At 53.5% G+C, this 22,469-nt stretch carries 24 protein-coding genes; 6 read left to right on the forward strand and 18 right to left on the reverse strand.

The window, feature by feature from the left end:
• Window positions 1-22: 22 nt before the first annotated feature.
• Window positions 23-1,333, forward strand: a complete 1,311-nt coding sequence (locus HV237_RS02885; RefSeq protein ID WP_016154627.1) for a serine dehydratase subunit alpha family protein — start codon at window positions 23-25, stop codon at window positions 1,331-1,333.
• A 53-nt stretch (window positions 1,334-1,386) separates the two neighbouring features.
• Here the strand turns inward: HV237_RS02885 and HV237_RS02890 are convergent, their stop codons facing one another.
• Together HV237_RS02890 and HV237_RS02895 are read right to left on the reverse strand one after the other, a co-directional pair.
• The gene (locus HV237_RS02890) at window positions 1,387-1,536 is read right to left on the reverse strand and encodes a hypothetical protein (RefSeq protein WP_016157540.1); all 150 of its coding nucleotides are present in this window, start codon (window positions 1,534-1,536) and stop codon (window positions 1,387-1,389) included.
• A 26-nt stretch (window positions 1,537-1,562) separates the two neighbouring features.
• A complete protein-coding gene (locus tag HV237_RS02895; RefSeq protein WP_016157539.1) occupies window positions 1,563-2,264 on the reverse strand; it encodes a pirin family protein in 702 nt (233 codons plus the stop codon).
• A gap of 104 nt (window positions 2,265-2,368) precedes the next feature.
• Here HV237_RS02895 and yhaJ point away from each other — a divergent pair, with 104 nt between their 5' ends.
• Window positions 2,369-3,265: a DNA-binding transcriptional regulator YhaJ gene (gene yhaJ / locus HV237_RS02900; protein WP_016154624.1), complete on the forward strand. Its 897-nt coding sequence runs from the start codon at window positions 2,369-2,371 to the stop codon at window positions 3,263-3,265.
• Between the two features lie 64 nt (window positions 3,266-3,329).
• On the opposite strand, the gene HV237_RS02905 is transcribed toward yhaJ, so the two are convergent.
• From HV237_RS02905 to HV237_RS02955, 11 genes are all read right to left on the reverse strand, one after another.
• Window positions 3,330-3,695, reverse strand: a complete 366-nt coding sequence (locus HV237_RS02905; protein ID WP_016154623.1) for a DUF805 domain-containing protein — start codon at window positions 3,693-3,695, stop codon at window positions 3,330-3,332.
• Between the two features lie 124 nt (window positions 3,696-3,819).
• Window positions 3,820-4,806, reverse strand: coding sequence for a glutathionyl-hydroquinone reductase YqjG (yqjG, locus tag HV237_RS02910; protein WP_016154622.1), 987 nt, complete (start codon window positions 4,804-4,806; stop codon window positions 3,820-3,822).
• A gap of 72 nt (window positions 4,807-4,878) precedes the next feature.
• Window positions 4,879-5,271, reverse strand: coding sequence for a DoxX family protein (locus tag HV237_RS02915; RefSeq protein WP_003024847.1), 393 nt, complete (start codon window positions 5,269-5,271; stop codon window positions 4,879-4,881).
• Between the two features lie 174 nt (window positions 5,272-5,445).
• Window positions 5,446-5,745, reverse strand: a complete 300-nt coding sequence (locus HV237_RS02920) for a YqjK-like family protein (RefSeq protein ID WP_003024845.1) — start codon at window positions 5,743-5,745, stop codon at window positions 5,446-5,448.
• The gene (locus tag HV237_RS02925) at window positions 5,745-6,140 is read right to left on the reverse strand and encodes a phage holin family protein (protein WP_016157537.1); all 396 of its coding nucleotides are present in this window, start codon (window positions 6,138-6,140) and stop codon (window positions 5,745-5,747) included. Before HV237_RS02925 ends, HV237_RS02920 begins: the two co-directional genes overlap by 1 nt.
• Window positions 6,141-6,142: 2 nt before the next feature.
• On the reverse strand, window positions 6,143-6,448 hold the full coding sequence (locus HV237_RS02930; protein ID WP_003024832.1) for a YqjD family protein: 306 nt from the start codon (window positions 6,446-6,448) through the stop codon (window positions 6,143-6,145).
• Window positions 6,449-6,481: 33 nt separating this feature from the next.
• The gene (locus HV237_RS02935; protein ID WP_016154619.1) at window positions 6,482-6,850 is read right to left on the reverse strand and encodes a DUF1090 domain-containing protein; all 369 of its coding nucleotides are present in this window, start codon (window positions 6,848-6,850) and stop codon (window positions 6,482-6,484) included.
• A gap of 147 nt (window positions 6,851-6,997) precedes the next feature.
• Window positions 6,998-7,366, reverse strand: coding sequence for an EnvZ/OmpR regulon moderator MzrA (gene mzrA, locus HV237_RS02940; RefSeq protein ID WP_029139667.1), 369 nt, complete (start codon window positions 7,364-7,366; stop codon window positions 6,998-7,000).
• 18 nt (window positions 7,367-7,384) lie between these two features.
• Window positions 7,385-8,047, reverse strand: coding sequence for a DedA family general envelope maintenance protein YqjA (gene yqjA, locus HV237_RS02945; protein WP_003024820.1), 663 nt, complete (start codon window positions 8,045-8,047; stop codon window positions 7,385-7,387).
• 348 nt (window positions 8,048-8,395) lie between these two features.
• Window positions 8,396-9,172 carry a transcriptional regulator ExuR gene (gene exuR / locus HV237_RS02950; RefSeq protein ID WP_046274732.1) on the reverse strand — a complete coding sequence of 259 codons (777 nt, stop codon included), beginning with the start codon at window positions 9,170-9,172 and terminating at the stop codon, window positions 8,396-8,398.
• Between the two features lie 134 nt (window positions 9,173-9,306).
• On the reverse strand, window positions 9,307-10,608 hold the full coding sequence (locus HV237_RS02955; RefSeq protein WP_016154616.1) for an MFS transporter: 1,302 nt from the start codon (window positions 10,606-10,608) through the stop codon (window positions 9,307-9,309).
• Between the two features lie 472 nt (window positions 10,609-11,080).
• Between HV237_RS02955 and uxaC the strand changes: the two genes are divergently transcribed.
• From uxaC to HV237_RS02970, 3 genes are all read left to right on the forward strand, one after another.
• Window positions 11,081-12,493 (forward strand): glucuronate isomerase, encoded by a 1,413-nt coding sequence (gene uxaC, locus HV237_RS02960; protein WP_047358952.1) that lies wholly within the window; start codon window positions 11,081-11,083, stop codon window positions 12,491-12,493.
• Window positions 12,494-12,508: 15 nt separating this feature from the next.
• Complete coding sequence (locus tag HV237_RS02965; RefSeq protein ID WP_016157534.1) at window positions 12,509-13,996, forward strand: altronate dehydratase family protein; 1,488 nt, start codon at window positions 12,509-12,511, stop codon at window positions 13,994-13,996.
• A gap of 206 nt (window positions 13,997-14,202) precedes the next feature.
• Complete coding sequence (locus HV237_RS02970; protein ID WP_016154613.1) at window positions 14,203-14,757, forward strand: YgjV family protein; 555 nt, start codon at window positions 14,203-14,205, stop codon at window positions 14,755-14,757.
• A 14-nt stretch (window positions 14,758-14,771) separates the two neighbouring features.
• On the opposite strand, the gene sstT is transcribed toward HV237_RS02970, so the two are convergent.
• From sstT to HV237_RS02990, 4 genes are all read right to left on the reverse strand, one after another.
• Window positions 14,772-16,016 carry a serine/threonine transporter SstT gene (gene sstT, locus HV237_RS02975; protein ID WP_016154612.1) on the reverse strand — a complete coding sequence of 415 codons (1,245 nt, stop codon included), beginning with the start codon at window positions 16,014-16,016 and terminating at the stop codon, window positions 14,772-14,774.
• A gap of 242 nt (window positions 16,017-16,258) precedes the next feature.
• Window positions 16,259-17,227, reverse strand: a complete 969-nt coding sequence (locus HV237_RS02980) for a TerC family protein (protein WP_016154611.1) — start codon at window positions 17,225-17,227, stop codon at window positions 16,259-16,261.
• 271 nt (window positions 17,228-17,498) lie between these two features.
• Window positions 17,499-18,497, reverse strand: coding sequence for a Gfo/Idh/MocA family oxidoreductase (locus HV237_RS02985; protein ID WP_016154610.1), 999 nt, complete (start codon window positions 18,495-18,497; stop codon window positions 17,499-17,501).
• A gap of 72 nt (window positions 18,498-18,569) precedes the next feature.
• The gene (locus HV237_RS02990) at window positions 18,570-19,070 is read right to left on the reverse strand and encodes a M48 family metallopeptidase (RefSeq protein WP_016154609.1); all 501 of its coding nucleotides are present in this window, start codon (window positions 19,068-19,070) and stop codon (window positions 18,570-18,572) included.
• A gap of 83 nt (window positions 19,071-19,153) precedes the next feature.
• Between HV237_RS02990 and rlmG the strand changes: the two genes are divergently transcribed.
• Window positions 19,154-20,290, forward strand: a complete 1,137-nt coding sequence (gene rlmG / locus HV237_RS02995; RefSeq protein WP_047358953.1) for a 23S rRNA (guanine(1835)-N(2))-methyltransferase RlmG — start codon at window positions 19,154-19,156, stop codon at window positions 20,288-20,290.
• Window positions 20,291-20,346: 56 nt separating this feature from the next.
• Here the strand turns inward: rlmG and HV237_RS03000 are convergent, their stop codons facing one another.
• The gene (locus HV237_RS03000; protein WP_016157531.1) at window positions 20,347-22,365 is read right to left on the reverse strand and encodes an NADPH-dependent 2,4-dienoyl-CoA reductase; all 2,019 of its coding nucleotides are present in this window, start codon (window positions 22,363-22,365) and stop codon (window positions 20,347-20,349) included.
• Window positions 22,366-22,469 lie beyond the last annotated feature (104 nt).

The following is a 22,469-nucleotide window of genomic DNA, read 5'->3' on the forward strand; positions in this document are numbered from 1 at the left end:
TATCTGAGCAAAGGTTGTTGTTATGTTTGAGACTACATTGAATCCATTATGGGATAGTTTTATCCGCGCGGTGCAGGAAGAAGTTAAGCCTGCGCTGGGCTGCACGGAACCTATCTCTCTGGCTCTGGCGGCAGCGGTCGCCTCCTCTGAGCTGGACGGCGCGGTTGAACGCATTGATGCGTGGGTCTCACCGAACCTCATGAAAAACGGCATGGGCGTTACCGTGCCGGGTACCGGAATGGTTGGGCTGCCTGTCGCGGCGGCACTGGGTGCGCTGGGGGGAAATGCCCACGCCGGTTTAGAGGTACTGAAAGACGCCTCGCCTCAAGCGATTGCCGATGCGAAAGCGATGCTTACCGCCGGGAAGGTCGCGGTGATGCTGCAGGAGCCATGCGAGGACATTCTTTTCTCCCGTGCGAAGGTTTATAGCGCTGAAGGATGGGCGTGCGTGACGATTGTTGGTGGTCATACCAACATTGTGCACATTGAGACCAATAAGGGCGTGGTGTTCACGACAGAACAGAACGCTCAGGAAGAGGAGCAGGAGTCACCGTTGGCGGTATTGTCTCACACATCGCTGGAAGAGATTCTGGCGTTCGTGAACGCGGTACCGTTTGAGTCAATCCGCTTTATTCTCGATGCGGCGAAACTGAACGGTGCGCTGTCCCAGGAAGGGCTGCGCGGTAACTGGGGCTTGCACATCGGAACCACGCTTGAGAAGCAGTGCGCGCGTGGCTTGCTGGCGAACGATCTCTCCACCTCTATTCTGATCCGCACCAGTGCGGCATCGGATGCGCGAATGGGCGGGGCGACGCTTCCGGCAATGAGCAACTCGGGCTCCGGTAATCAGGGGATTACCGCGACCGTTCCGGTAATGGTGGTGGCTGAGCACTTTGGTGCGGATGAAGAAAAACTGGCGCGTGCGCTGATGTTGTCTCACCTGAGCGCTATCTACATCCATCATCAGCTTCCGCGTTTGTCTGCATTGTGTGCGGCAACCACGGCGGCGATGGGCGCCGCGGCGGGGATGGCGTGGATCGTTGATGGTCGCTACAACACCATCGCGATGGCAATCAGCAGCATGATTGGCGACGTGAGCGGAATGATTTGCGATGGCGCCTCAAACAGCTGCGCGATGAAAGTTTCAACCAGCGCATCTGCGGCGTGGAAAGCGGTGCTGATGGCGCTGGATGATACCGCTGTGACCGGCAATGAAGGGATTGTGGCGCACAACGTGGAGCAATCTATCACGAACCTGTGTGCGCTGGCGTGTCGCTCGATGCAGGAAACCGACAAGCAGATCATTGAGATCATGGCCAGTAAGGCACATTAATCTGCAGGCCGGGTAAGGCGGAATCGCCCCCGGCATAACTCTAAGCCGCCTTTTCAGGCGGCTTCTTCGTCTTCCAGCCGTAGCTCGGCATCCGCCACAATCGCTTCCAGCTCTGTCAGCATTTCTTCATAGCCGAAGGTCACAGTATCCTGTTTTTTCGGCTCAACCTGCGGCTGGCGTTTTTTTGATGATTTCTTGCTCAATAGTCGTACTCCATTGTTTTCCCTGACTATACGGGCAAATCTATCAGCAAAGCGCGCAGCGCGGTATCGGCGACTAGCGTTATGTTAGTTTCATCACGAATAAATGCGCCATCGCCGCAGGTGAGCGCTTCCTTTTCGGCGCCAGATGTCACCGCATGGAATCTGCCGTGGATCGACTGTAAGTAAGCCCGCGGCCCATGTAACTGAAAACTCAGCGATTCACCTTGTTGCAGTTCAACGTGGTGCACCCATACCTGTTGACGCAGATGCAGGCTGCCTTGTTCTCCATCCGGCGAGGCGAGCAACTGATGCTTACCGGCACTCAGCGTGGCTTTCTGTACGCAGGCGTTTTCGCGCTGCGGGCAGGCATCCAGCCAGAGCTGCATTCGGGTTAACGGTTTATCTTTGCTGATATTGTGTTCGCTGTAGCTAATTCCCGGCTGTGTGGCGAGCAGTAAAACTTCTCCTGCCTTGGCCTGGATATGGTTACCTTCACTGTCGCGATACTCCGCTTCCCCTTCGAGGATCAGATTGACGATATCCACCTTCGGATAGGTACGTGGCTGGAAAGAGGCTCCCGGTGCCAGAACTTCCTGGTTCAGAACACGCAGCGAGGCATAACCCAGCAGTTTAGGATCAAAATAGTGCCCAAAGGAGAAGGTATAACGGGCCTGCAGCCAGCCGTAATCTGCTTGCCCGCATTGTTTGGCTGTACGGGTAGTAATCATAGTTCTTGACCTCTCTTTACTTCCTTTTATGTTAAATGGCTAGACGCTGCATTGTTAGCCAGATATTCTGCCCGGTATGTTCAAATTTCCTGAATGAGAACGAGATGGCCAAAGAAAGGGCTTTAACGCTTGAGGCGTTACGCGTCATGGACGCAATAGACCGGCGTGGCAGCTTTGCCGCCGCAGCGGACGAACTGGGGCGCGTTCCTTCCGCGCTCAGCTATACCATGCAGAAGCTGGAGGAAGAGCTGGACGTCGTGTTGTTCGACCGTTCAGGTCATCGCACAAAATTCACCAACGTCGGGCGTATGCTGCTGGAACGTGGGCGTGTACTGCTGGAAGCTGCGGATAAGCTGACTACCGATGCCGAAGCGCTGGCTCGCGGTTGGGAAACGCATCTGACCATCGTCACCGAAGCGCTGGTGCCGACGGCGGCGTTTTTCCCGCTGATCGACAGACTTGCCGGGAAGGCCAATACCCAGCTTTCCGTTATTACCGAAGTTCTGGCCGGGGCGTGGGAGCGTCTGGAGCAGGGGCGGGCGGATATCGTGATTGCGCCGGATATGCATTTTCGCTCATCTTCGGAAATCAACTCGCGCAAGCTGTACTCGCTGATGAACGTATATGTGGCGGCCCCGGATCATCCAATTCATCAGGAGCCGGAACCGTTATCGGAAGTCACCCGCGTGAAGTACCGTGGAATCGCGGTGGCGGACACGGCCCGCGAACGTCCGGTGCTGACGGTTCAACTGCTGGATAAACAGCCGCGTCTGACGGTGAGTTCGATAGAAGATAAACGCCAGGCGCTGTTGGCCGGCCTTGGCGTGGCGACGATGCCATACCCGCTGGTGGAAGAGGACATTGCGGCGGGTCGGTTGCGTGTGGTTAGCCCGGAATCGACAAGCGAAATTGATATTATTATGGCCTGGCGTCGAGACAGCATGGGCGAAGCGAAATCCTGGTGTTTGCGGGAAATTCCCAAGCTGTTTGCGGGTAAATAGCAGGGCTGTTACGCCGGATACGGTGCAAATGCACCTTATCCGGCCGACAAGATGGTGTATTACATCAGGACAGTTGTTTGGGGTCAGCGCCGAAGCGGTTGCTCCCCTGAGTCCCATTTTGACAGTTGAAAATGATGATTACCAACCAGCCTACGATCGGGATCAGCAGCACCAGTAGCCACCAGGCCGAGCGGTCGGTGTCATGTAAACGCCGGAACTGCACCGCCCACCACGGGATAAAGACCAGAACCCCATAAATCGTCGTTAATATGCCTTCCCCTCCGGCGCGTTCCCAGCCAAGCATTCTGTCCAGAATGCCCAGCACGAACGTAAAGATGATGTTGACCAGCACAAACATCCAGTATTCTTTACGACGCGCGCGGCCCCCAAAACCAAAGTAGTTCTTTAATACGTTTAAATACCAATCCATTTTTGCCTCGTTCTGTATTCAATTACTTGTTTTTAAAGCAATCAAAATAAGAATAGCCGTGAATGGAATACTGGTAAATATTTGCTGTATTAATTATTTGGCCCCCAAAGGGGACCCGTGTAAATCAGGCAAAACGGTCATCACGCCCGTGGGGTTCGTTGAGGTCCTGCCACGGTCCGACAGAAATAATGCCGGTCGGGTTAATGGTTTTGTGGCTACGGAAGTAGTGATTGCGGATGTGATCGAAATTAACGGTCTCCGCAATGCCTGGCATCTGGTAGATATCGCGCAGGAAACCGTACAGGTTCAGATAGTCGCTAATCCGGTGTTTGTCGCACTTGAAGTGCGTCACATACACAGGATCAAAGCGCACCAGCGTGGTCCACAGGCGAATATCGGCCTCTGTTAACTGGTCCCCGGTCAGGTAGCGATGTTGCCCAAGGATCTGCTCCAGTCGCGCCAGAGATTGAAAGACTTTTTCTACGGCGTCGTCGTAGGCTTCCTGACTGGTGGCAAATCCGGCTTTATACACGCCGTTATTGACGTTGTCATAAATCCAGCCGTTGAGCTCGTCGATTTTAGTTTGCAGAGCGGGTGGATAGTAATCCCCGGCTTTCGCGCCCAGCGCATCAAACGCAGTGTTAAACATACGGATGATATCTGCAGATTCGTTGCTGACAATGGTGTGGTTCTTTTTGTCCCACAGCACCGGAACGGTCACCCGACCGCTGTAGTGCGGATCGGCGTGTAAATAGAGTTGATAAAGAAATTCGTGCTGATACAGGGTATCGCCGGTTGCCGCCGGGAAGTTATCGTCAAAGGTCCAGCCGTTTTCCAGCATCAGCGGATGCACAACGGAAACGGAAATAAACGGTTCCAGCCCTTTGAGTTTACGCAAGATCAGCGTGCGATGCGCCCACGGACAGGCCAGAGAAACGTAGAGATGATAGCGGTCTTTTTCGGCGGCGAAACCCCCTTCACCCGTTGGACCCGGTGCGCCATCCGCGGTGAGCCAGTTACGGAAAGCTGATGCAGAGCGTTGAAATTTTCCCCCGGTTGATTTGGTGTCATACCAGGTGTCATGCCATACGCCGTCAATGAGTTGTCCCATGATTTTCGCCTCCTCAGATAGCAAAAGCGAGGAGATGTCTCCTCGCTTTTTGATGCGTTTAGTATAGCTCGCTTACCATTTTTTATTCAGTACACGGTCGATGCTGAATGCGCCCGGACCGGTGATAGCCAGCAGCAGGAAGCCGCCTGCGATGGTCAGGTTTTTCATAAACATCAGAGAGTTCACACCTTCCGCAAAGTTGCTGTGGAAGAGGAACGCCGTCAGCAGCGTGAAGCCCGCGGTGAACAGCGCAGTAGTACGGGTCAGGAAACCAAACAGGATGGCCAGACCGCCGCCAAACTCAAGCAGGATAACCAGCGGTAACATAAACCCTGGGACGCCCATGGCTTCCATGTACTGTTGGGTACCCGCATATCCGGTGATTTTTCCCCAACCTGCGGTAATAAACAGGATTGGCATCAGAATGCGCGCTACCAGTACACCAACATCTTCTAATTTCTTCATCATACTCTCCAGGAAACCACTCAGGCGGCTTATTGTGTTTTTTTGTGCAACGACGTCGCAGAGTGCGTCGTTGCTGTCGATGGAGAGAATCATAAACGCGGCTAATGACAATTGTTAGCAAGGAAAACTGTCAGAAATTTTCAAAAAATTTGAGGTTAGGGGAAGGAGAGGTGATCAGCCGCGCAGTTGCTGTTGTCTGATGGTCGATTTAACCAGACGCCAGATGCTCCACACGCTAAAGCCGCGTTTAGCCCAGCGTACCAGCAGATTCGGGTTACGAATGGTGCGAACCGCCATAATACTGCTTCCGACCAACACCCAGCCACGCAGGTTCAGCAGCGTCTTCCAGCCACGATCGTAAACTTCGGTGGCTTCAAGCCAGTCGCGGCGAGTGGCAGACAGATCCAGCCTTTGCTGCTGGATCTGTCCAAGCAGTTGCGCCTTACGTTGTTGACGTTCGACTTTACTGCTCATTATGCATCATCCTCCAGGGCCTGCCTGTCGTTAGCGAGTTCATTGCGCGTATGGCGTAGCAGCGTTGTTTTACGCGCTTTACTCAGCGTCCATAGCCCGCCGATAAGCGCTAAAAGCAACAGCACAACGGTGGTGGCAATCATGGCGTTAAGGCGATACTGCGGGTCTATGGCCCAGATGATAAGCACCATCAGGCTCATCAGACCAAACGCCGCGAACAGCATGGTCAGCCCAAGCATCAGCAGGATCTGGATGAGATTGGCTTTTTCCTCTTCCAGCTCAACGACGGCCAGCCGCAGCCGCGTCTCTACGATCTCAACGAGAATCGTCAGGATCCGCTGTCCAATACCCAGTACGCCTTTGCCTGGACCTTGTGCGTGTTGAGAGTCTGCCATTATTAACGGCGCGACAGCAGTACACCAAGCACCACACCGACTGCTGCGCCAATGCCGACGCCTGTCCATGGGTTTTCGCGTACGTAGTTATCGGCTTTTGCCGCGGCCTCACGGGTCTGTTTGGCAATCACATCGCTGGTTTCGCTCAGACGATGGCGGCTCTCGCGTAACGCATGTTCGGCTTTACTGCGAATTTTACTCATCTCTTCCTTCGACTTATCGCCAGAGGAGCTAAGTACTTCTTCAAGCGTATCCGCAAGAGATTTCAGCTCAGCGCGCAGGTTTTCCGTAGCATTATCTTTCGACATAGTTTTCTCCAGTTGAGTGGCTAGTTACCGTACTTAGTAATCGCGTGTCTCGAGTTCTTTCAGCTCTTGCTGAGCTTCAGCAAGCTTATGTTCGCGCTTGGCTATCTTATCCGCATCGCCTTTTTGCTTCGCCTCGGCCAAATCACGTTGACGCTCGGCTATCTCATTTTTCTGCTCGGCGATTTTTTTCTGATGGTCGGCGCGCAGTTTGCTGTCAGTACAATTTGCCCGAACTTCGCTCAGCGCTTTGTTCAGACCATTGATGCGGTTTTGATTGTTGTGCTTTTCGGCATAGCTTATCTCCCGCTGAATATCTTGTTCTTTTTCCTGACAGAGGGTGGAGGCGTAACTGCCGGCACTGAGAGCGAAAAGACTAATTGCTAAAGCGATGCGGTATTTCATTCTTGAACCTTCCATTGTGATTCGACCTTGTGGCTTTGGCCGATGCTCCAGAATAATAAAGCAATGGGTCATAAACCCAGTTTATTAATCATAGGCGCTAAATGATGAAATCACCAAAGTGAGTGATCTAATTCAGATTCCTGGAGATTAACCAAAACGGTGCGGGGTATCACGTAAGCGGGATAACCACTGTACCGCCTGATTATCATCATCCTGCTGAGCAATAACGAAACCGTGCGGTAACGTTCGGTCCAGCACGACCTTTGCGGCTGCGCTTTGCGCGCTGGAATCAAAGGTGATCAGCAGCGCGTCATTTTGCGGAGTAATGCTTTTAAAGCGAATGCCGTTGGCGTCCAGGTGATGCCAGATAGAGAAGCCATCAGGCATGGTGGCTCCCTGGTTTACAGCACGAATGGCAAGCGTTGACTCCTGCTGGCGGATGACCGACCAGGTCAGGAGCAGCGCGCCGATAAACAGCATAAAAGTAGTCGTCCAGGCCAGTCGTCGGAGTGTTATGCATGATTTCAGCATAATTTACCCTCGGTTCCCGTATTTCTTTTTCCAAAGCACAACCAGTGAACCTGCCAGACCAAACACCAGTAACACCACGGGAAGCAGCATCAGACAAGACATCAGCTGATCTTCATATTTGAGAAACACTGGCGTTTTGCCCAGCAGATAGCCAAGCGTTGTGAGAATCAGAACCCAAAGCAGTCCGCTCATCCAGTTAAAGAACTGAAAGCGCGCATTGTTCAGACCGGACAATCCTGCGATGGTCGGCAGTAATGTTCTGACAAACGCGATAAAGCGACCGACCAGCAGGGCAGACAAGCCATGCTTATGGAACAGATGATGTGCGCGCTGATGGTAGTGCGCGGGTAGATGAGACAGCCAGTTTTGAACGGTGCGGGTATTTCCCAGCCATCTCCCCTGGATATAGCTGAGCCAGCAACCCAGGCTGGCCGCGGTGGTGAGCAGCAGTACCGTTTGCGGAAAACCCATCGCGCCTTTAGCGATAAGTACGCCGACCAGTACCAGTAGACTGTCGCCAGGTAAAAAGGCTGCTGGCAGCAGTCCATTTTCCAGAAACAAAATGGTAAACAGTACGAAATAGAGCATGCCAATCATGGAGGGATTGGCCAGCGTTTCAAAATCCTGAGCCCATAAAGCATTCAGTAATTGAGTCAGTAGTTCCATTCAATATTCCTGGAGAATCGGTTGTCGTCATGCCGGTATTCTGGAGTTTGTAACGCCGCAATTTTATTGGTGTTTTTTACATGGATCGCGGTCTGACACAAATTCACGGCCTGAACTATTCCCTGTAAAGTTGTGAAGTAAGCAAGCTCTCAAACACAAAAATTCAAATAACAACTAATTGTAACAAAGGTCAACGTAGTCCGTTATAGAAATTACGGGTGTTGTCCTGTGATTTTGCTTATCGCAATGGAGGGAGGCGAGAGGATTTACACAGGCTGACACTTTATACCTAATGCTTACCAAGCGTCAGAAACAGGCGCTTTGTCGCGCCTGCATCGTTAAGATTGTTTATTTTGCGCCGTTAGCTGCCGTATCGAGATGAATGACGGGATTATCGGTAAAAAGATAACGGTCTGCGTTGAATTCAAAATCATCGCTGGTTTCGTTAAACAGCATCTGCTTTGTGTTCTCAAGATGCTGCCACATCGCCAGTTTGGCGGCGTGTGGATCTTTGCGAATCAGCGCCCGCAGGATCTGGTCATGGTCGTCGCACCAGTTATCTATCGTGCGCAGGTCGATGTGGTCGTGCAGCTTCTTCCAGTAGGGGTTGTGAATACGCTGAGTCCACATTTTTTCAACAATCGCGGCCAGGGCAGAGTTCTGTGTTGCCAGCGCGACCTGCACATGGAACTGGAGATCCCACTCGGAGTCACGAAAGCTTTTTTCGTTACGCGACTTCTCCTGAATTTCCATCAGTTTCATGATGTCCTGTTTGGTCACCTGGGTGGCGGCAAACTCAGCAATGTTGCTTTCTATGAGCTGGCGAGCCTGGAGCAGCTCAAACGGACCGTAGCTGGCGAACTCCAGACTTTCATCTGGTGCGACATAGTGTTTGGGTTGGTTTGAAATGACGTGGATCCCCGATCCTTTACGTACTTCAACGTAGCCCTCAACCTCGAGCATGATAATCGCTTCACGAACCACGGTGCGGCTGACATTTTTTTCATCGGCGATAAAGCGCTCGGCGGGGAGTTTGTCACCCACCAGGTAGACACCCTGCTCAATGCGTTCTTTCAGATCAGCGGCAAGTTGTTGGTACAAACGTCGTGGTTCGGTGATTTCCATATGCGCTCCAAGCATGATACGGCAGACTCTATTTGTTATACCACTTTTGCGATTACGGCTCCACTCGCGGCGATAAAAAAGCCGCCAGATGACTGGCGGCTTAGCATTACATAACCTTGTTAAATCGTGTCTGGTTAACTTTGCGCAGCGGGATCGCCAGTTTGCGAAGCTGACTCTACCTCGCTGGCCGATTTGTTCTGCAATACCGTCCAGATGACTAACGCGCCGAGCAGGTCGAATACCGCCAGTACGGCGAACAGCGGGCTGAAGCCGATGGTGTCAGCCAGCGCGCCAACGACCAGCGCAAACAGCGTACTTGCAAGCCATGCGGACATACCGGTCAGACCGTTCGCGGTTGCCACTTCATTACGACCAAATACGTCAGAAGAGAGCGTGATCAGCGCACCGGACAGCGCCTGGTGAGCAAAGCCGCCGACGCACAGTAGGGCGATAGCAATGTACGGGCTGGTGAACAGACCGATCATCCCTGGGCCAATCATCAGCAATGCGCCCATGGTGACGACCATTTTACGGGAAACGATCAGGTTAACGCCGAACCAGCGCTGGAACAGCGGCGGTAAGTAACCCCCTACGATACAACCCAGGTCAGCAAACAGCATCGGCATCCAGGCAAACATCGCAATCTCTTTCAGGTTAAAGCCGTAGACTTTAAACATGAACAGCGGGATCCAGGCGTTGAAGGTACCCCAGGCCGGCTCTGCCAGGAAACGCGGCAGCGCGATGCCCCAGAACTGGCGGTTACGCAGGATCTGACCGAGAGACATTTTCTTGGCGGTGCTGTTTTTATGCTGTGATTCCTGACCATTCAGAATGTAATCACGTTCTTCATCAGACAGTTTTTTCTGGTCGCGTGGGTGTTTGTAAAATACTAACCAGCACATGGCCCAGATAAAGCTCAGGGCACCGGAAATAATGAATGCCATCTGCCAGCTGTGCATGACGATAGCCCAGACGACCAGCGGCGGAGCAATCATCGCGCCGATAGAGGAACCGACGTTAAAGTAACCCACGGCGATTGAACGTTCTTTTGCCGGGAACCATTCAGAACTGGCTTTCAGACCCGCAGGGATCATCGCAGCTTCAGCGGCACCGACTGCGCCTCGCGCCAGCGCCAGTCCACCCCAGCTACCAGCCAGTGCGGTCGCGCCACAGAAGACGGCCCACAGAACGGCGAACATCGCGTAACCAATTTTTGTGCCGAGCACATCGAGCACATAGCCGGCAACGGGTTGCATTACGGTGTAAGCAGCAGAATACGCTGCGATGATATAGGAATACTGTTGGGTGGAGATGTGTAACTCTTCCATCAGAGTTGGCGCAGCTGCCGCCACAGTGTTACGTGTCAGATAACCCAGCACGGTGCCAAGCGTCACCAGTGCGATCATGTACCAACGTAACCCTTTAATTTTACGCATGTAAAACCTCATCGTTTTGTTATGTCCGCGAACGAGCGGTCATCTTCCAGTTCAGGGAGGAGGATGTTCTTTTACGAGGGGGTAACCGAAAAAAAGCCGGTACTCCCCGAACTCTGCCATGTCAATATTTGTGCTAATTCGGTTTCCGTACCGGTTAATCCGATGGTGATACATCGGTAATTTGCATTCCGTCGGCTTATGTATCGCGACGGCAAAAAGATAACTTGTCATACAGCTTTAAAAGGTGAGTGCCATCACAAAAGTGTGAATCTTCGTGTGGTCATTATTTCGATTCAGCAAAGCCAGTGCTGGTGCGGCCTGGCGCGAGGTTTACCTCTTTGAGAGTAATTTTTTTGTCGCCATTTGTTGATCTAACTCACGAAAATATCTTCAGTGTATGGGAATTGGTGTGATAACTTTGTCAACATCAAAACATAAGCAATCTGACGCACTCGCTGAGAGGAAGACGATAATGACCCCGTTTATGACTGAAGATTTCCTGTTGGACACCGAATTTGCCCGCCGTCTGTATCATGATTACGCCAAAGACCAGCCAATCTTCGACTACCACTGCCATTTGCCACCGCAACAAATCGCGGAAAACTACCGTTTTAATAACCTGTATGACATCTGGCTGAAGGGTGACCACTACAAGTGGCGTGCGATGCGTACTAACGGCGTCGCTGAGCGCCTGTGTACCGGCGATGCCTCCGATCGCGAGAAGTTTGACGCCTGGGCCGCCACTGTTCCGCACACAATCGGTAACCCGCTGTACCATTGGACCCACCTCGAATTACGTCGCCCGTTTGGTATTACAGGTAAGCTGCTGTCTCCGGCAACGGCTGACGAAATCTGGAACCAGTGCAATGAACTGCTGGCGCAGGACAAATTCTCCGCACGCGGCATCATGCAGCAGATGAACGTGAAAATGGTCGGTACCACCGATGACCCGATCGACTCTCTGGAGCATCACGCGGCCGTTGCTAAAGACGCAAGCTTTGATGTGAAAGTGCTGCCGAGCTGGCGTCCGGATAAAGCCTTTAACATTGAGCAGGCGACCTTTAATGACTATATGGCGAAGCTCGGTGAGGTGTCTGACACGGATATCCGCCGCTTCAGCGACCTGCAAGCTGCGCTGACCAAACGTCTGGATCACTTTGCGGCTCACGGCTGTAAAGTCTCTGACCACGCGCTGGACGTGGTGCTGTTTGCTGAATCTAACGAATCTAAACTGGATAGCATTCTGGCACGCCGCCTGGCGGGTGAAACGCTGAGCGAGCATGAAGTTGCCCAGTTTAAAACCGCGGTGCTGGTGTTCCTCGGTGCGGAATACGCGCGTCGTGAATGGGTACAGCAGTACCACATCGGCGCGCTGCGTAATAACAACCTGCGTCAGTTCAAACTGTTGGGTGCGGATGTCGGCTTCGACTCCATCAACGATCGCCCGATGGCCGAAGAGCTGTCCAAACTGCTGAGCAAGCAGAACGAACAGAACCTGCTGCCGAAAACCATTCTCTACTGCCTGAACCCGCGCGATAACGAAGTGCTGGGCACCATGATCGGCAACTTCCAGGGCGAAGGTATGCCGGGCAAGATGCAGTTCGGTTCCGGCTGGTGGTTCAACGATCAGAAAGACGGTATGGAACGTCAGATGACGCAGCTGGCCCAGCTCGGTCTGCTGAGCCGTTTCGTCGGCATGCTGACCGATAGCCGTAGCTTCCTTTCATATACGCGCCATGAATACTTCCGTCGCATCCTGTGCCAGATGATTGGCCGTTGGGTTGCTGCAGGTGAAGCGCCGGCAGATATCCAGCTGTTGGGTGAAATGGTCAGAAATATTTGCTTCAACAATGCGCGTGATTATTTCGGCATTGAACTGAACTAAGGCCTGGGTGAAGGTATGCAATACATCAAGATCCATACGCTGGATAACGTCGCGGTAGCGCTCGCTGATTTGGCTGAAGGAACCGAAGTCACCGTTGATGGGCAAGCGGTAATCCTGCGCCAAGCGGTTTCTCGTGGCCATAAATTCGCTTTATGCGATATTGCGCAAGGCGAAAACGTCATTAAATACGGTTTGCCAATCGGTCATACGTTGGTGGACGTGGCGGCGGGTGAGCATATTCATGCTCACAACACGCGCACGAATCTGAGCGACCTGGACACGTATAGCTACCACCCTGATTTTCAGGCAGAGCTTGTTCAACCCGCCGATCGCGATGTACAGATCTATCGTCGCGCCAACGGCGAGGTCGGCGTGCGCAACGAACTGTGGATCCTGCCGACGGTCGGCTGCGTCAACGCTATGGCGCGTCAGATGCAGAACCGCTTTCTGAAAGAGACCAACGACGCCGAGGGTATCGACGGCGTGCATCTTTTCAGTCACACCTACGGCTGTTCACAGCTGGGTGACGACCACATCAACACCCGTACCATGCTGCAAAATATGGTGCGCCACCCGAATGCGGGTGCGGTGCTGGTGGTCGGCCTGGGCTGTGAAAACAACCAGGTTGATGCCTTCCGCGAAACTTTAGGCGAGTACGATCCTGAGCGTGTTCACTTTATGGTCTGCCAACATCAGGAAGACGAAGTGGAAGCGGGGATTGAACATCTCCATCAGTTGTACAACGTGATGCGTAACGATAAGCGTGAGCCGGGTAAGCTGGGCGAGCTGAAGTTTGGTCTGGAATGCGGCGGCTCTGACGGCCTGTCCGGTATTACCGCCAACCCGATGCTGGGGCGTTTTTCCGACTACGTGATTGCCAACGGCGGCACCACCGTGCTGACTGAAGTACCGGAAATGTTCGGTGCCGAGCAGCTGCTGATGGACCACTGCCGTGACGAAGAAACCTTCGGCAAGCTGGTGACCATGGTCAATGACTTTAAGCAGTACTTCATTGCTCACGACCAGCCGATTTACGAGAATCCATCGCCGGGCAACAAAGCGGGCGGGATCACCACGCTGGAAGATAAATCTCTGGGTTGCACGCAAAAAGCGGGCTCCAGCCAGGTGGTGGATGTACTGCGCTACGGCGAACGCCTGAAGACACACGGCCTGAACTTACTGAGCGCGCCGGGTAACGATGCGGTTGCTACCAGTGCCCTCGCGGGCGCGGGCTGTCATATGGTGCTGTTCAGCACCGGCCGCGGTACGCCGTACGGCGGTTTTGTGCCGACGGTGAAAATTGCGACCAACAGCGAGCTGGCGGCCAAGAAAAAACACTGGATCGATTTTGACGCCGGACAGCTGATCCACGGTAAAGCGATGCCTCAGCTGCTGAGCGAGTTTGTCGATACGATCGTTGAGTTCGCCAATGGCAAGCAAACTTGCAACGAGCGCAACGATTTCCGGGAACTGGCTATCTTTAAAAGCGGCGTAACATTGTAATTACCCTTCATCTTTCGCGTGACAGCCGCGTTGGCTGCGTCCATTCACCCCGGTCACTTACTCCAGTAAGCTCCCGGGGATGTCTGAACTTACCGCCTTGCGGTAGCACGAAATCTATTGGGTAATCGAAATGGAGTGGATTTTAAAAACGGCGTTTCATAATATGGGGCGCCGTTTGTTTTTGCGTTTCCTCACAAGGATCTCCCATGACCGCGTATTGGCTGGCCCAGGGCGTAGGTGTCATCGCCTTTTTGATCGGCATTACCACCTTTTTCAATCGAGATGAGCGCCGGTTCCGGCTGCAACTCGCCGTCTACAGCGCCACCATTGGCGTGCATTTTTTTCTGATGGGCGCCTGGCCTGCGGGAATGAGTGCAGAGCTAAACACCATCCGCACACTCGTCTCGATGCATACCCGCAAACTATGGGTAATGACCGTTTTTATTATCCTCACCCTGGTTCTCGGGCTGGCGAAATTACAGCATGCGATGGAGCTGTTGCCGATTATTGGCACGCTGGCCAGCACTTGGGCGCTGTTTCGCTGCCAGGGGCTGACCGTGCGCTGCGTAATGTGGTGCGCAACCGCCTGTTGGGTTATCCATAATTTCTGGTTGGGATCGATTGGTGGGACGATGATCGAAGGTAGTTTTCTGGTGATGAACGGCCTGAACATTATTCGCTTCCGGCGGATGCAAAAACGCGGAATTGATCCATTCAAAATTGAAAAAAGCGTACAAGAAGAGAACCCCTCCGTCCGGTGACAGAGGGGCAGAGATTAGCCGCGCAGGGCGTTATTTGCCAGACGTTCGTCTTCAGCCTGGCAGGCCGCAGCGGTAAACAGGACGTCTGTAGAAGAGTTCAGCGCCGTTTCACAGGAATCCTGCAATACGCCGATGATAAAGCCAACGGCAACGACCTGCATGGCGATGTCATTCGGGATACCGAACATATTACATGCCAGTGGGATCAGCAGCAGAGAACCGCCCGCCACGCCCGATGCGCCGCAGGCGCACAGCGACGCCACCACGCTCAGTAACAGCGCCGTCGGTAAATCGACCGGAATACCCAACGTATTTACCGCCGCCAGCGTCAACACGGTAATGGTGATCGCCGCGCCAGCCATATTGATGGTAGCTCCCAGCGGGATAGACACCGAATAGGTATCACGATCCAGGTTCAGCTTCTCACACAGCGCCATATTCACCGGAATGTTTGCCGCGGAGCTGCGGGTAAAGAAGGCGTATACGCCGCTTTCACGCAGACAGGCCAGCACTAACGGATATGGGTTGCGGCGAATTTTCCAGAATACCAGCAGCGGGTTGACCACCAACGCTACCAGCAGCATACAGCCTACCAGCACGGTCAGCAGATGTGCGTAGCCCCAAAGCGTGGCGAAACCGGTGGTTGCCAGCGTGGAGGAGACCAGGCCGAAGATACCGATCGGCGCGAAACGAATCACCAGCTTCACCATAAAGGTAACAGCGTTGGACATATCGTTGACCAGATTTTTGGTCGTTTCATTACCGTGACGCAGCGCAAAGCCCAGACCGACGGCCCAAACCAGGATGCCGATGTAGTTGGCGTTAAGCAGTGCATCAATTGGGTTAGAAACCATGCTCATTAGCAGACCACGCATCACTTCGATAATGCCGGACGGCGGTACGATATCGCTGGCGCTGCTGGAAAGATGCAGTGTCGATGGGAAGGCGAAGCTGAAGACAACGGCCGCTAACGCTGCGGAAAATGTTCCGAGCAGGTAGAGGAACAGGATTGGGCGGATATTGGTTTTTTGCCCGTGCTGGTGGTTGGCGATAGAAGCCATTACCAGCATCAGAACCAGAATTGGTGCGACGGCTTTTAACGCGCCGACGAACAGAGTACCCAGTAAACCAACGGCTTCTGCCGCAGGTTTTGACACCAGTGCCAGTAAAATCCCCAGAACCAAACCGATCAAAATTTGTTTAACCAGGCTCCCTTGCGCCAAGCGCGAGAATAGCCCCGATGAACGTTGCGTAGTCATGTAGTAATCCTTTCATTGTGTTGTTGCCCTGCCTTTGTGCGTTCTGTAGACGCATCTTTCAGGATGAGGCAAATGTTTGCATGGCTGAGTATAAGGAAAGAACGGGGTTCTGGAAGCGAAATATCCTGGATTTCGCGTTGAGATCATATTTTATAACTTTGAGTTAACATTATTTTGACATGATAAACAAAAAGCCCGACGCACGCAGTGTGCTGTCGGGCTTTTCAGCTAGCAGATGAAACTTACTGTATTTGCTGCTTTTTATCGTGCTGGTGGTTGACCCAGGCGTTCACAATCAGCGTCACAAACAGAATGCCAAATACCACGCCTAACGAGATAGCGATCGGGATATGGTAGAAATCGACGATCAGCATCTTAATACCGATAAACACCAGAATGACCGACAAACCGTACTTCAGCATGGAGAAACGCTCCGCCACGCCCGCCAGCAGGAAGTACATTGCGCGCAGACCCAAAATAGCAAACAGGTTTGAGGTCAGCACGATGAACGGGTCGGTAGTGACGGCAAAGATAGCCGGAATACTGTCGACGGCGAAAATGACGTCGCTCAGTTCAACCAGAATCAACACCAGCATCAGCGGCGTAACAAACAGCAGGCCGTTTTTACGCACGAAGAATTTTTCATCTTCGATGGTATCGGTCATGCGCAAATGACCGCGCAGCCAGCGTACTAACGGTCTGTCGCCAATACCGGAAGCATCTTCTTTCGCCAGCGCCATTTTTACGCCGGTAAACAGCAGGAATGCACCGAACACGTACAACAGCCACTCAAATTGGGTGATAAGCCAACTGCCGGCGAAGATCATGATCGTACGCAGAACAATGGCTCCCAGCACGCCATACACCAGTACCCGACGCTGCAACGCAGGCGGTACGGAGAAGTAGCTGAACAGCATCAACCAGACAAAGACGTTATCTACTGCCAGCGATTTTTCGATCAAATAGCCGGTAAGGAACGCCAGTGCCTGTGGGTCGGCAACGGCGCGGCCCTGGGTTTGTGCCAGGTACCACCAGAAGACGGCGTTAAACAGTAACGACAGCGTTACCCAAACGATTGACCAGGCCGCAGCCTGCTTCATCGACATCGTATGCGCGCCACGACGACCCTGCAACAGCAGGTCGATGGCCAGCATAATTACCACCACGACAGCGAAGCCACCCCATAACAACGGTGTGCCGACAGTATTCATTGTATTTCCCCATGCATAAAAAAAACGGCCAACGCCGAATGACGTTAGCCGCTGCTTTTTATGCATAGACCTTGCCATTCGGCAAGGTCTCACTTACAACAACAAAGGAATACGATGGCGTATTCCTTTGTTATCGCTCGGCGACCGGATGTGGTTTTTCACACATCGTAATGACGATCAACCGACAACGAAGTTACTCCCCTTTGCGGGTTACAAAATATTACAGGCCATGCATTCAGTCAATGGCCTGCAACATTCGTTTTACATACCTTTACGCAGTCAGCGATGTTACCGCTTCATCTGCCGGGAAAATCACGCCGGTCTGGCGGCGAATCTCTGTTTGCAGTTTGGCGGTGATACGGCTGACGGCCAGTGCGGGGTGATCCACTTCGCCGGATTCAACCAAATGAGCAAAAGCCTCTGCCTCATACAGCATAGTATTGATGTGCTGAGGCGTCGTCAGATCCTGGGTTTTCCCCCCGCGAGGAACGAAGCACACTTTCTGACACTCGGAGATATGCTCGATCACCAGCGATCCCTGCTCGCCCTGAATTTCACTGGCTAACACCGAGTCGCTTACTTTTGAGTGCTGGAGTGTGACGCTGAAATCACCGTAATTCATCACCACCACGCCGTGGGCATCTACGCCGCTTTCCAGCAGACTGGCGCTGGCCTGAACGCTTTGCGGTTCACCCCACAGCGCAACCGCTGAGGCCAGGCAGTAAAAACCGATATCCATGATCGAGCCATTTGAGAACGCCGGATTAAACGTGTTCGGATTTTCACCGTCCAGATAGCGCTGGTAACGCGAGGAGTACTGGCAGTAATTAATAAACGCTTTCCTGATTCTTCCGACTTTGGGTAGAGATTGCTGCAACAGCAGGAAGTTAGGCAAGCTGGCGGTCTTAAACGCTTCAAACAGCACGACCTGATTTTCGCGCGCGCAGGCGATAGCGGCTTCGGCTTGCGCCAGGTTTGAGGCCAGCGGCTTTTCGCAAATAACATGCTTTTTGTGCCGCAAAAAAAGCTCGGTCTGCGGGAAGTGCAGGGAGTTTGGACTGGCGATGTAGACGGCGTCGATCGCCTCGCTTTGCGCCATCGCTTCCAGTGAGGTAAACAGATGCTCGACGGGGTAATCGTTGGCGAAGGTCTGCGCCTGTTCAAGGCTCCGGGAATAGACCGCGGTTAACTTATATTTGCCGGTTTCATGGGCGGCATCGACAAACTGGCGGGTGATCCAGTTTGTGCCAATTACTGCGAAACGTATCATAATGGCCTTCAGGCTGCGAAAAGGGATCCTTTCGTCAATTTAGCATGCCCTGAAGACAAAGCCAGTGCGCAACTACGCAGTTTGCTTTAACGATTGTTGCGTTAACCACAGGCGGGTATCGAACTCCAGTTGATGATACTGAGGCTCCATATGACAGCACAGCTGGTAAAACGCTTTGTCGTGCTCTTTTTCTTTCAGATGCGCCAGTTCATGAACGACGATCATGCGTAAAAAAGGTTCAGGGGCATTGCGAAACACGGTGGCAACGCGGATCTCCGCTTTGGCTTTTAGCTTACCGCCCTGCACGCGAGATACGGCGGTATGCAGCCCCAGCGCATTCTTCAGAACGTGTATCTTGCTGTCATACATGACTTTATTCAGCGGCGGGGCATTACGCAGGAACTGATTTTTCAGATCCTGAGTATATTGCCAGAGCGCTTTGTCGGTCGCGAAATCATGCGTCCCCGGATAGCGCTTCTCCAGCACTGCGCCCAGACGCTGTTCAGCAATCAGCGTTCTCACCTGAGAAAGCAAATGTTCCGGGTAGCCCTGGAGATAAGTTAGTTGGTTCATCTTTGCCCATGCCAATCATAAAAAGTGTATACTCACGCACCCTTTTCAGGGATACGCCGAAATTTTACCATTCAGGAGGGCCGATGAGCCACATAGACAACGGTTTCCGTTCGCTGTCACTTAAACGTTTCCCGGAAACGGATGACGTTAACCCGCTGCTGGCGTGGGAAGCGGCAGATGAATATCTGCTGCAACAGCTGGACGATACCGAGATTAGCGGCCCGGTGCTAATCCTGAATGATACCTTTGGCGCGCTGGGCTGTGCGCTGGCGCAACATTCGCCGTACAGCATCGGCGATTCTTATCTCAGCGAGCTTGCCACACGCGAGAACCTGCGTCACAACGATATTGCCGAGTCGAGCATCAAGTTCCTCGACAGTACGGCTGACTACCCGCAGGCGCCGGGCGTGGTGCTGATTAAGCTGCCAAAAACCATGGCGCTGCTGGAGCAGCAACTGCGCGCGCTGCGCGAAGTGGTAACGCCGCAAACGCGTATCATCGCCGGGGCAAAAGCGCGTGATGTGCATACTTCGACGCTGGAGCTGTTTGAAAAAGTATTGGGTCCAACCACCACGACGCTGGCGTGGAAAAAAGCCCGTTTAATCAACTGTACGTTCAGCAAACCTGAGCTGGCCGCTGCCTCGCAAACGCTAAGCTGGAAGCTGGAAGGTACCGAATGGACTATCCATAACCACGCCAACGTCTTCTCCCGTACCGGACTGGATATCGGCGCGCGCTTTTTTATCGAGCATCTGCCGGAAAACCTCGAAGGGGAGATTGTTGACCTCGGCTGTGGTAACGGCGTCATCGGTATGACGCTGCTGGCGAAGAACCCGGAAGCCAGCGTGGTATTTGTTGATGAATCGCCGATGGCGGTGGCTTCAAGCCGCTTGAACGTGGAAAGTAACATGCCTGAAGCGCTGGATCGCTGTGAGTTTATGATCAACAACGCGCTGTCGGGCGTCGAACCGTTCCGCTTTAACGCCGTGCTGTGTAACCCACCGTTCCACCAGAAGCACGCGCTGACGGATAACATTGCCTGGGAGATGTTCCACCACGCTCGTCGCTGCCTGAAAATCAACGGTGAGCTGTACATTGTGGCTAACCGTCACCTTGACTACTTCCACAAGCTGAAGAAGATTTTCGGCAACTGCGTGACCATCGCCACCAATAATAAATTCGTGGTACTGAAAGCGGTCAAAACCGGTCGCCGCCGCTAATCGTGTGTGCCGGATGGCGGCGTGACCGCCTTATCCGGCCTACGAAATACATACTGTTAAATTTCCAGCGCCAGCATCGTCCCTTGCGCAATAGCGCGTCGGGCATCCAGCTCCATCGCCACATCGCAGCCGCCGATCAGATGCACCGTTTTACCCGCCGCGTGGAGCGGATCGACCAGCTCACGGCGCGGCTCTTGTCCGGCGCAAATCACCACGTTATCCACGTTAAAGATCACCGGTTCGCCGTTCAGCACAACGTGTAAGCCATCATCATCAATTTTCTGATAGCTAACTGCCGGGATCATTTTCACGCCGCGTGAGAGCAGGGTGGCGCGATGGATCCAGCCCGTCGTTTTCCCTAAACCTTGTCCCGGTTTGCTGGCTTTGCGCTGCAACATCACTATCTGGCGCGGGCTGCGGGATAAGTGCGGGCCTTCCAGGCGTAAGCCGCCAGGCTGTTGCAGGCTGGTGTCGATCCCCCATTCCACGCAGAATTCCGCAATGTTTTGGCTGGTGGGCTCACCGGGCTGGCTCAAATACATGGCGGTATCAAAACCTATCCCGCCGCAGCCAACGATCGCCACGCGTTTGCCCACCGGCGTTTTATCGCGCAGGACGTCAAGATAGCTCAGTACTTTAGGGTGGTCGATCCCCTCGATCGGTGGCATGCGAGGCTCGATCCCGCTGGCAAGGATCACTTCATCGAAGGGGTACAGATCGCGTGCGCTGACAAAGTGATTCAGCTTCAGCGACACGCCAGTCACATCGATCATCCGGCGGTAGTAGCGCAGGGTTTCATAAAATTCTTCTTTGCCGGGGATCTGCTTAGCGATATTAAACTGCCCGCCAATCTCGCTATGCGCGTCAAACAATGTCACGTGATGACCGCGTGCGGCGGCATTAATGGCGAAGGCGAGGCCTGCAGGACCTGCTCCGACAACCGCCAGATTTTTCGGCACAGTGGCGGCAACGATCGGCATTTTGGTCTCATGGCAGGCGCGCGGATTCACCAGGCAAGAGGTGACTTTGCCGACGAAGATCTGATCCAGGCAGGCCTGGTTACAGCCGATACAGGTATTGATCTCATCCGCTCGCCCGGTTTGCGCTTTTGACAGCAGTTCGGCATCGGCGAGGAACGGACGGGCCATCGACACCATATCGGCATCGCCACGGGCCAGAATGTCATCGGCGACTTGAGGATCGTTAATGCGGTTGGTGGTGACCAGTGGGATCGTCACATGCCCTTTCAGCTTACGAGTCACCCAACTAAACGCGCCGCGCGGCACCGGGGTGGCGATAGTGGGAATACGCGCCTCATGCCAGCCAATACCGGTGTTAATAATGGTCGCCCCTGCGGCTTCTATCGCTTGCGCCAGCTGGACGGTTTCGTCGAAGGTTCCGCCATTTTCCACCAGATCGAGCATCGACAGGCGGAAGATAATAATAAAGTCATTTCCGGCACGCTGGCGTACCGCGCGCACCACTTCCACGGCAAAACGCATGCGGTTGGCATACTCGCCGCCCCATTCGTCATTGCGCTGATTGGTGCGCAGAGTCAGGAATTCGTTGATGAGATAGCCTTCCGAGCCCATCACTTCGACGCCATCATAGCCCGCTTCCCGCGCCAGTTGAGCGCAGTGGGCGAAATCTTCAATCAACTGCAGCACCTCATCGTGCGTCAGCTCATGCGGCGTAAAGCGGTTGATTGGCGCCTGAATGGCAGAAGGTGCCACCAGATGCGGCTGGTAGCTGTAACGCCCGGTATGCAGGATTTGCAGGGCGATTTTGCCGCCTTCGTCATGCACGGCGTCGGTAATGACGCGATGATGTGCAAGCTGGCTGGTGTCGTTCAGCATCGCGCCGCCTTCCATCCCCACGCCGGAAAGCGCAGGCGCAATACCTCCGCTCACAATTAACGCTACGCCGTGACGGGCGCGTTCGGCGTAGAACGCGGCCAGCCGTTCTGCACCGTCGGGATACTCCTCCAGCCCGGTATGCATTGAACCCATCAGCACGCGGTTTTTAAGCGTGGTGAAGCCTAAATCGAGCGGGGCGAACAGCGACGGATAGCTCATAAAGGTGTCCAGTATGTAAAATTATTGTTATGTGGTCGGATGAGTTAATAATTTAGCCGTCGCCGCGTAAAAGGGAAAAGGGGAATGCCGTGATTGTGATGGGA

The organism is Citrobacter sp. RHBSTW-00570 (genome assembly GCF_013739755.1).
Taxonomy (GTDB): domain Bacteria; phylum Pseudomonadota; class Gammaproteobacteria; order Enterobacterales; family Enterobacteriaceae; genus Citrobacter; species Citrobacter braakii.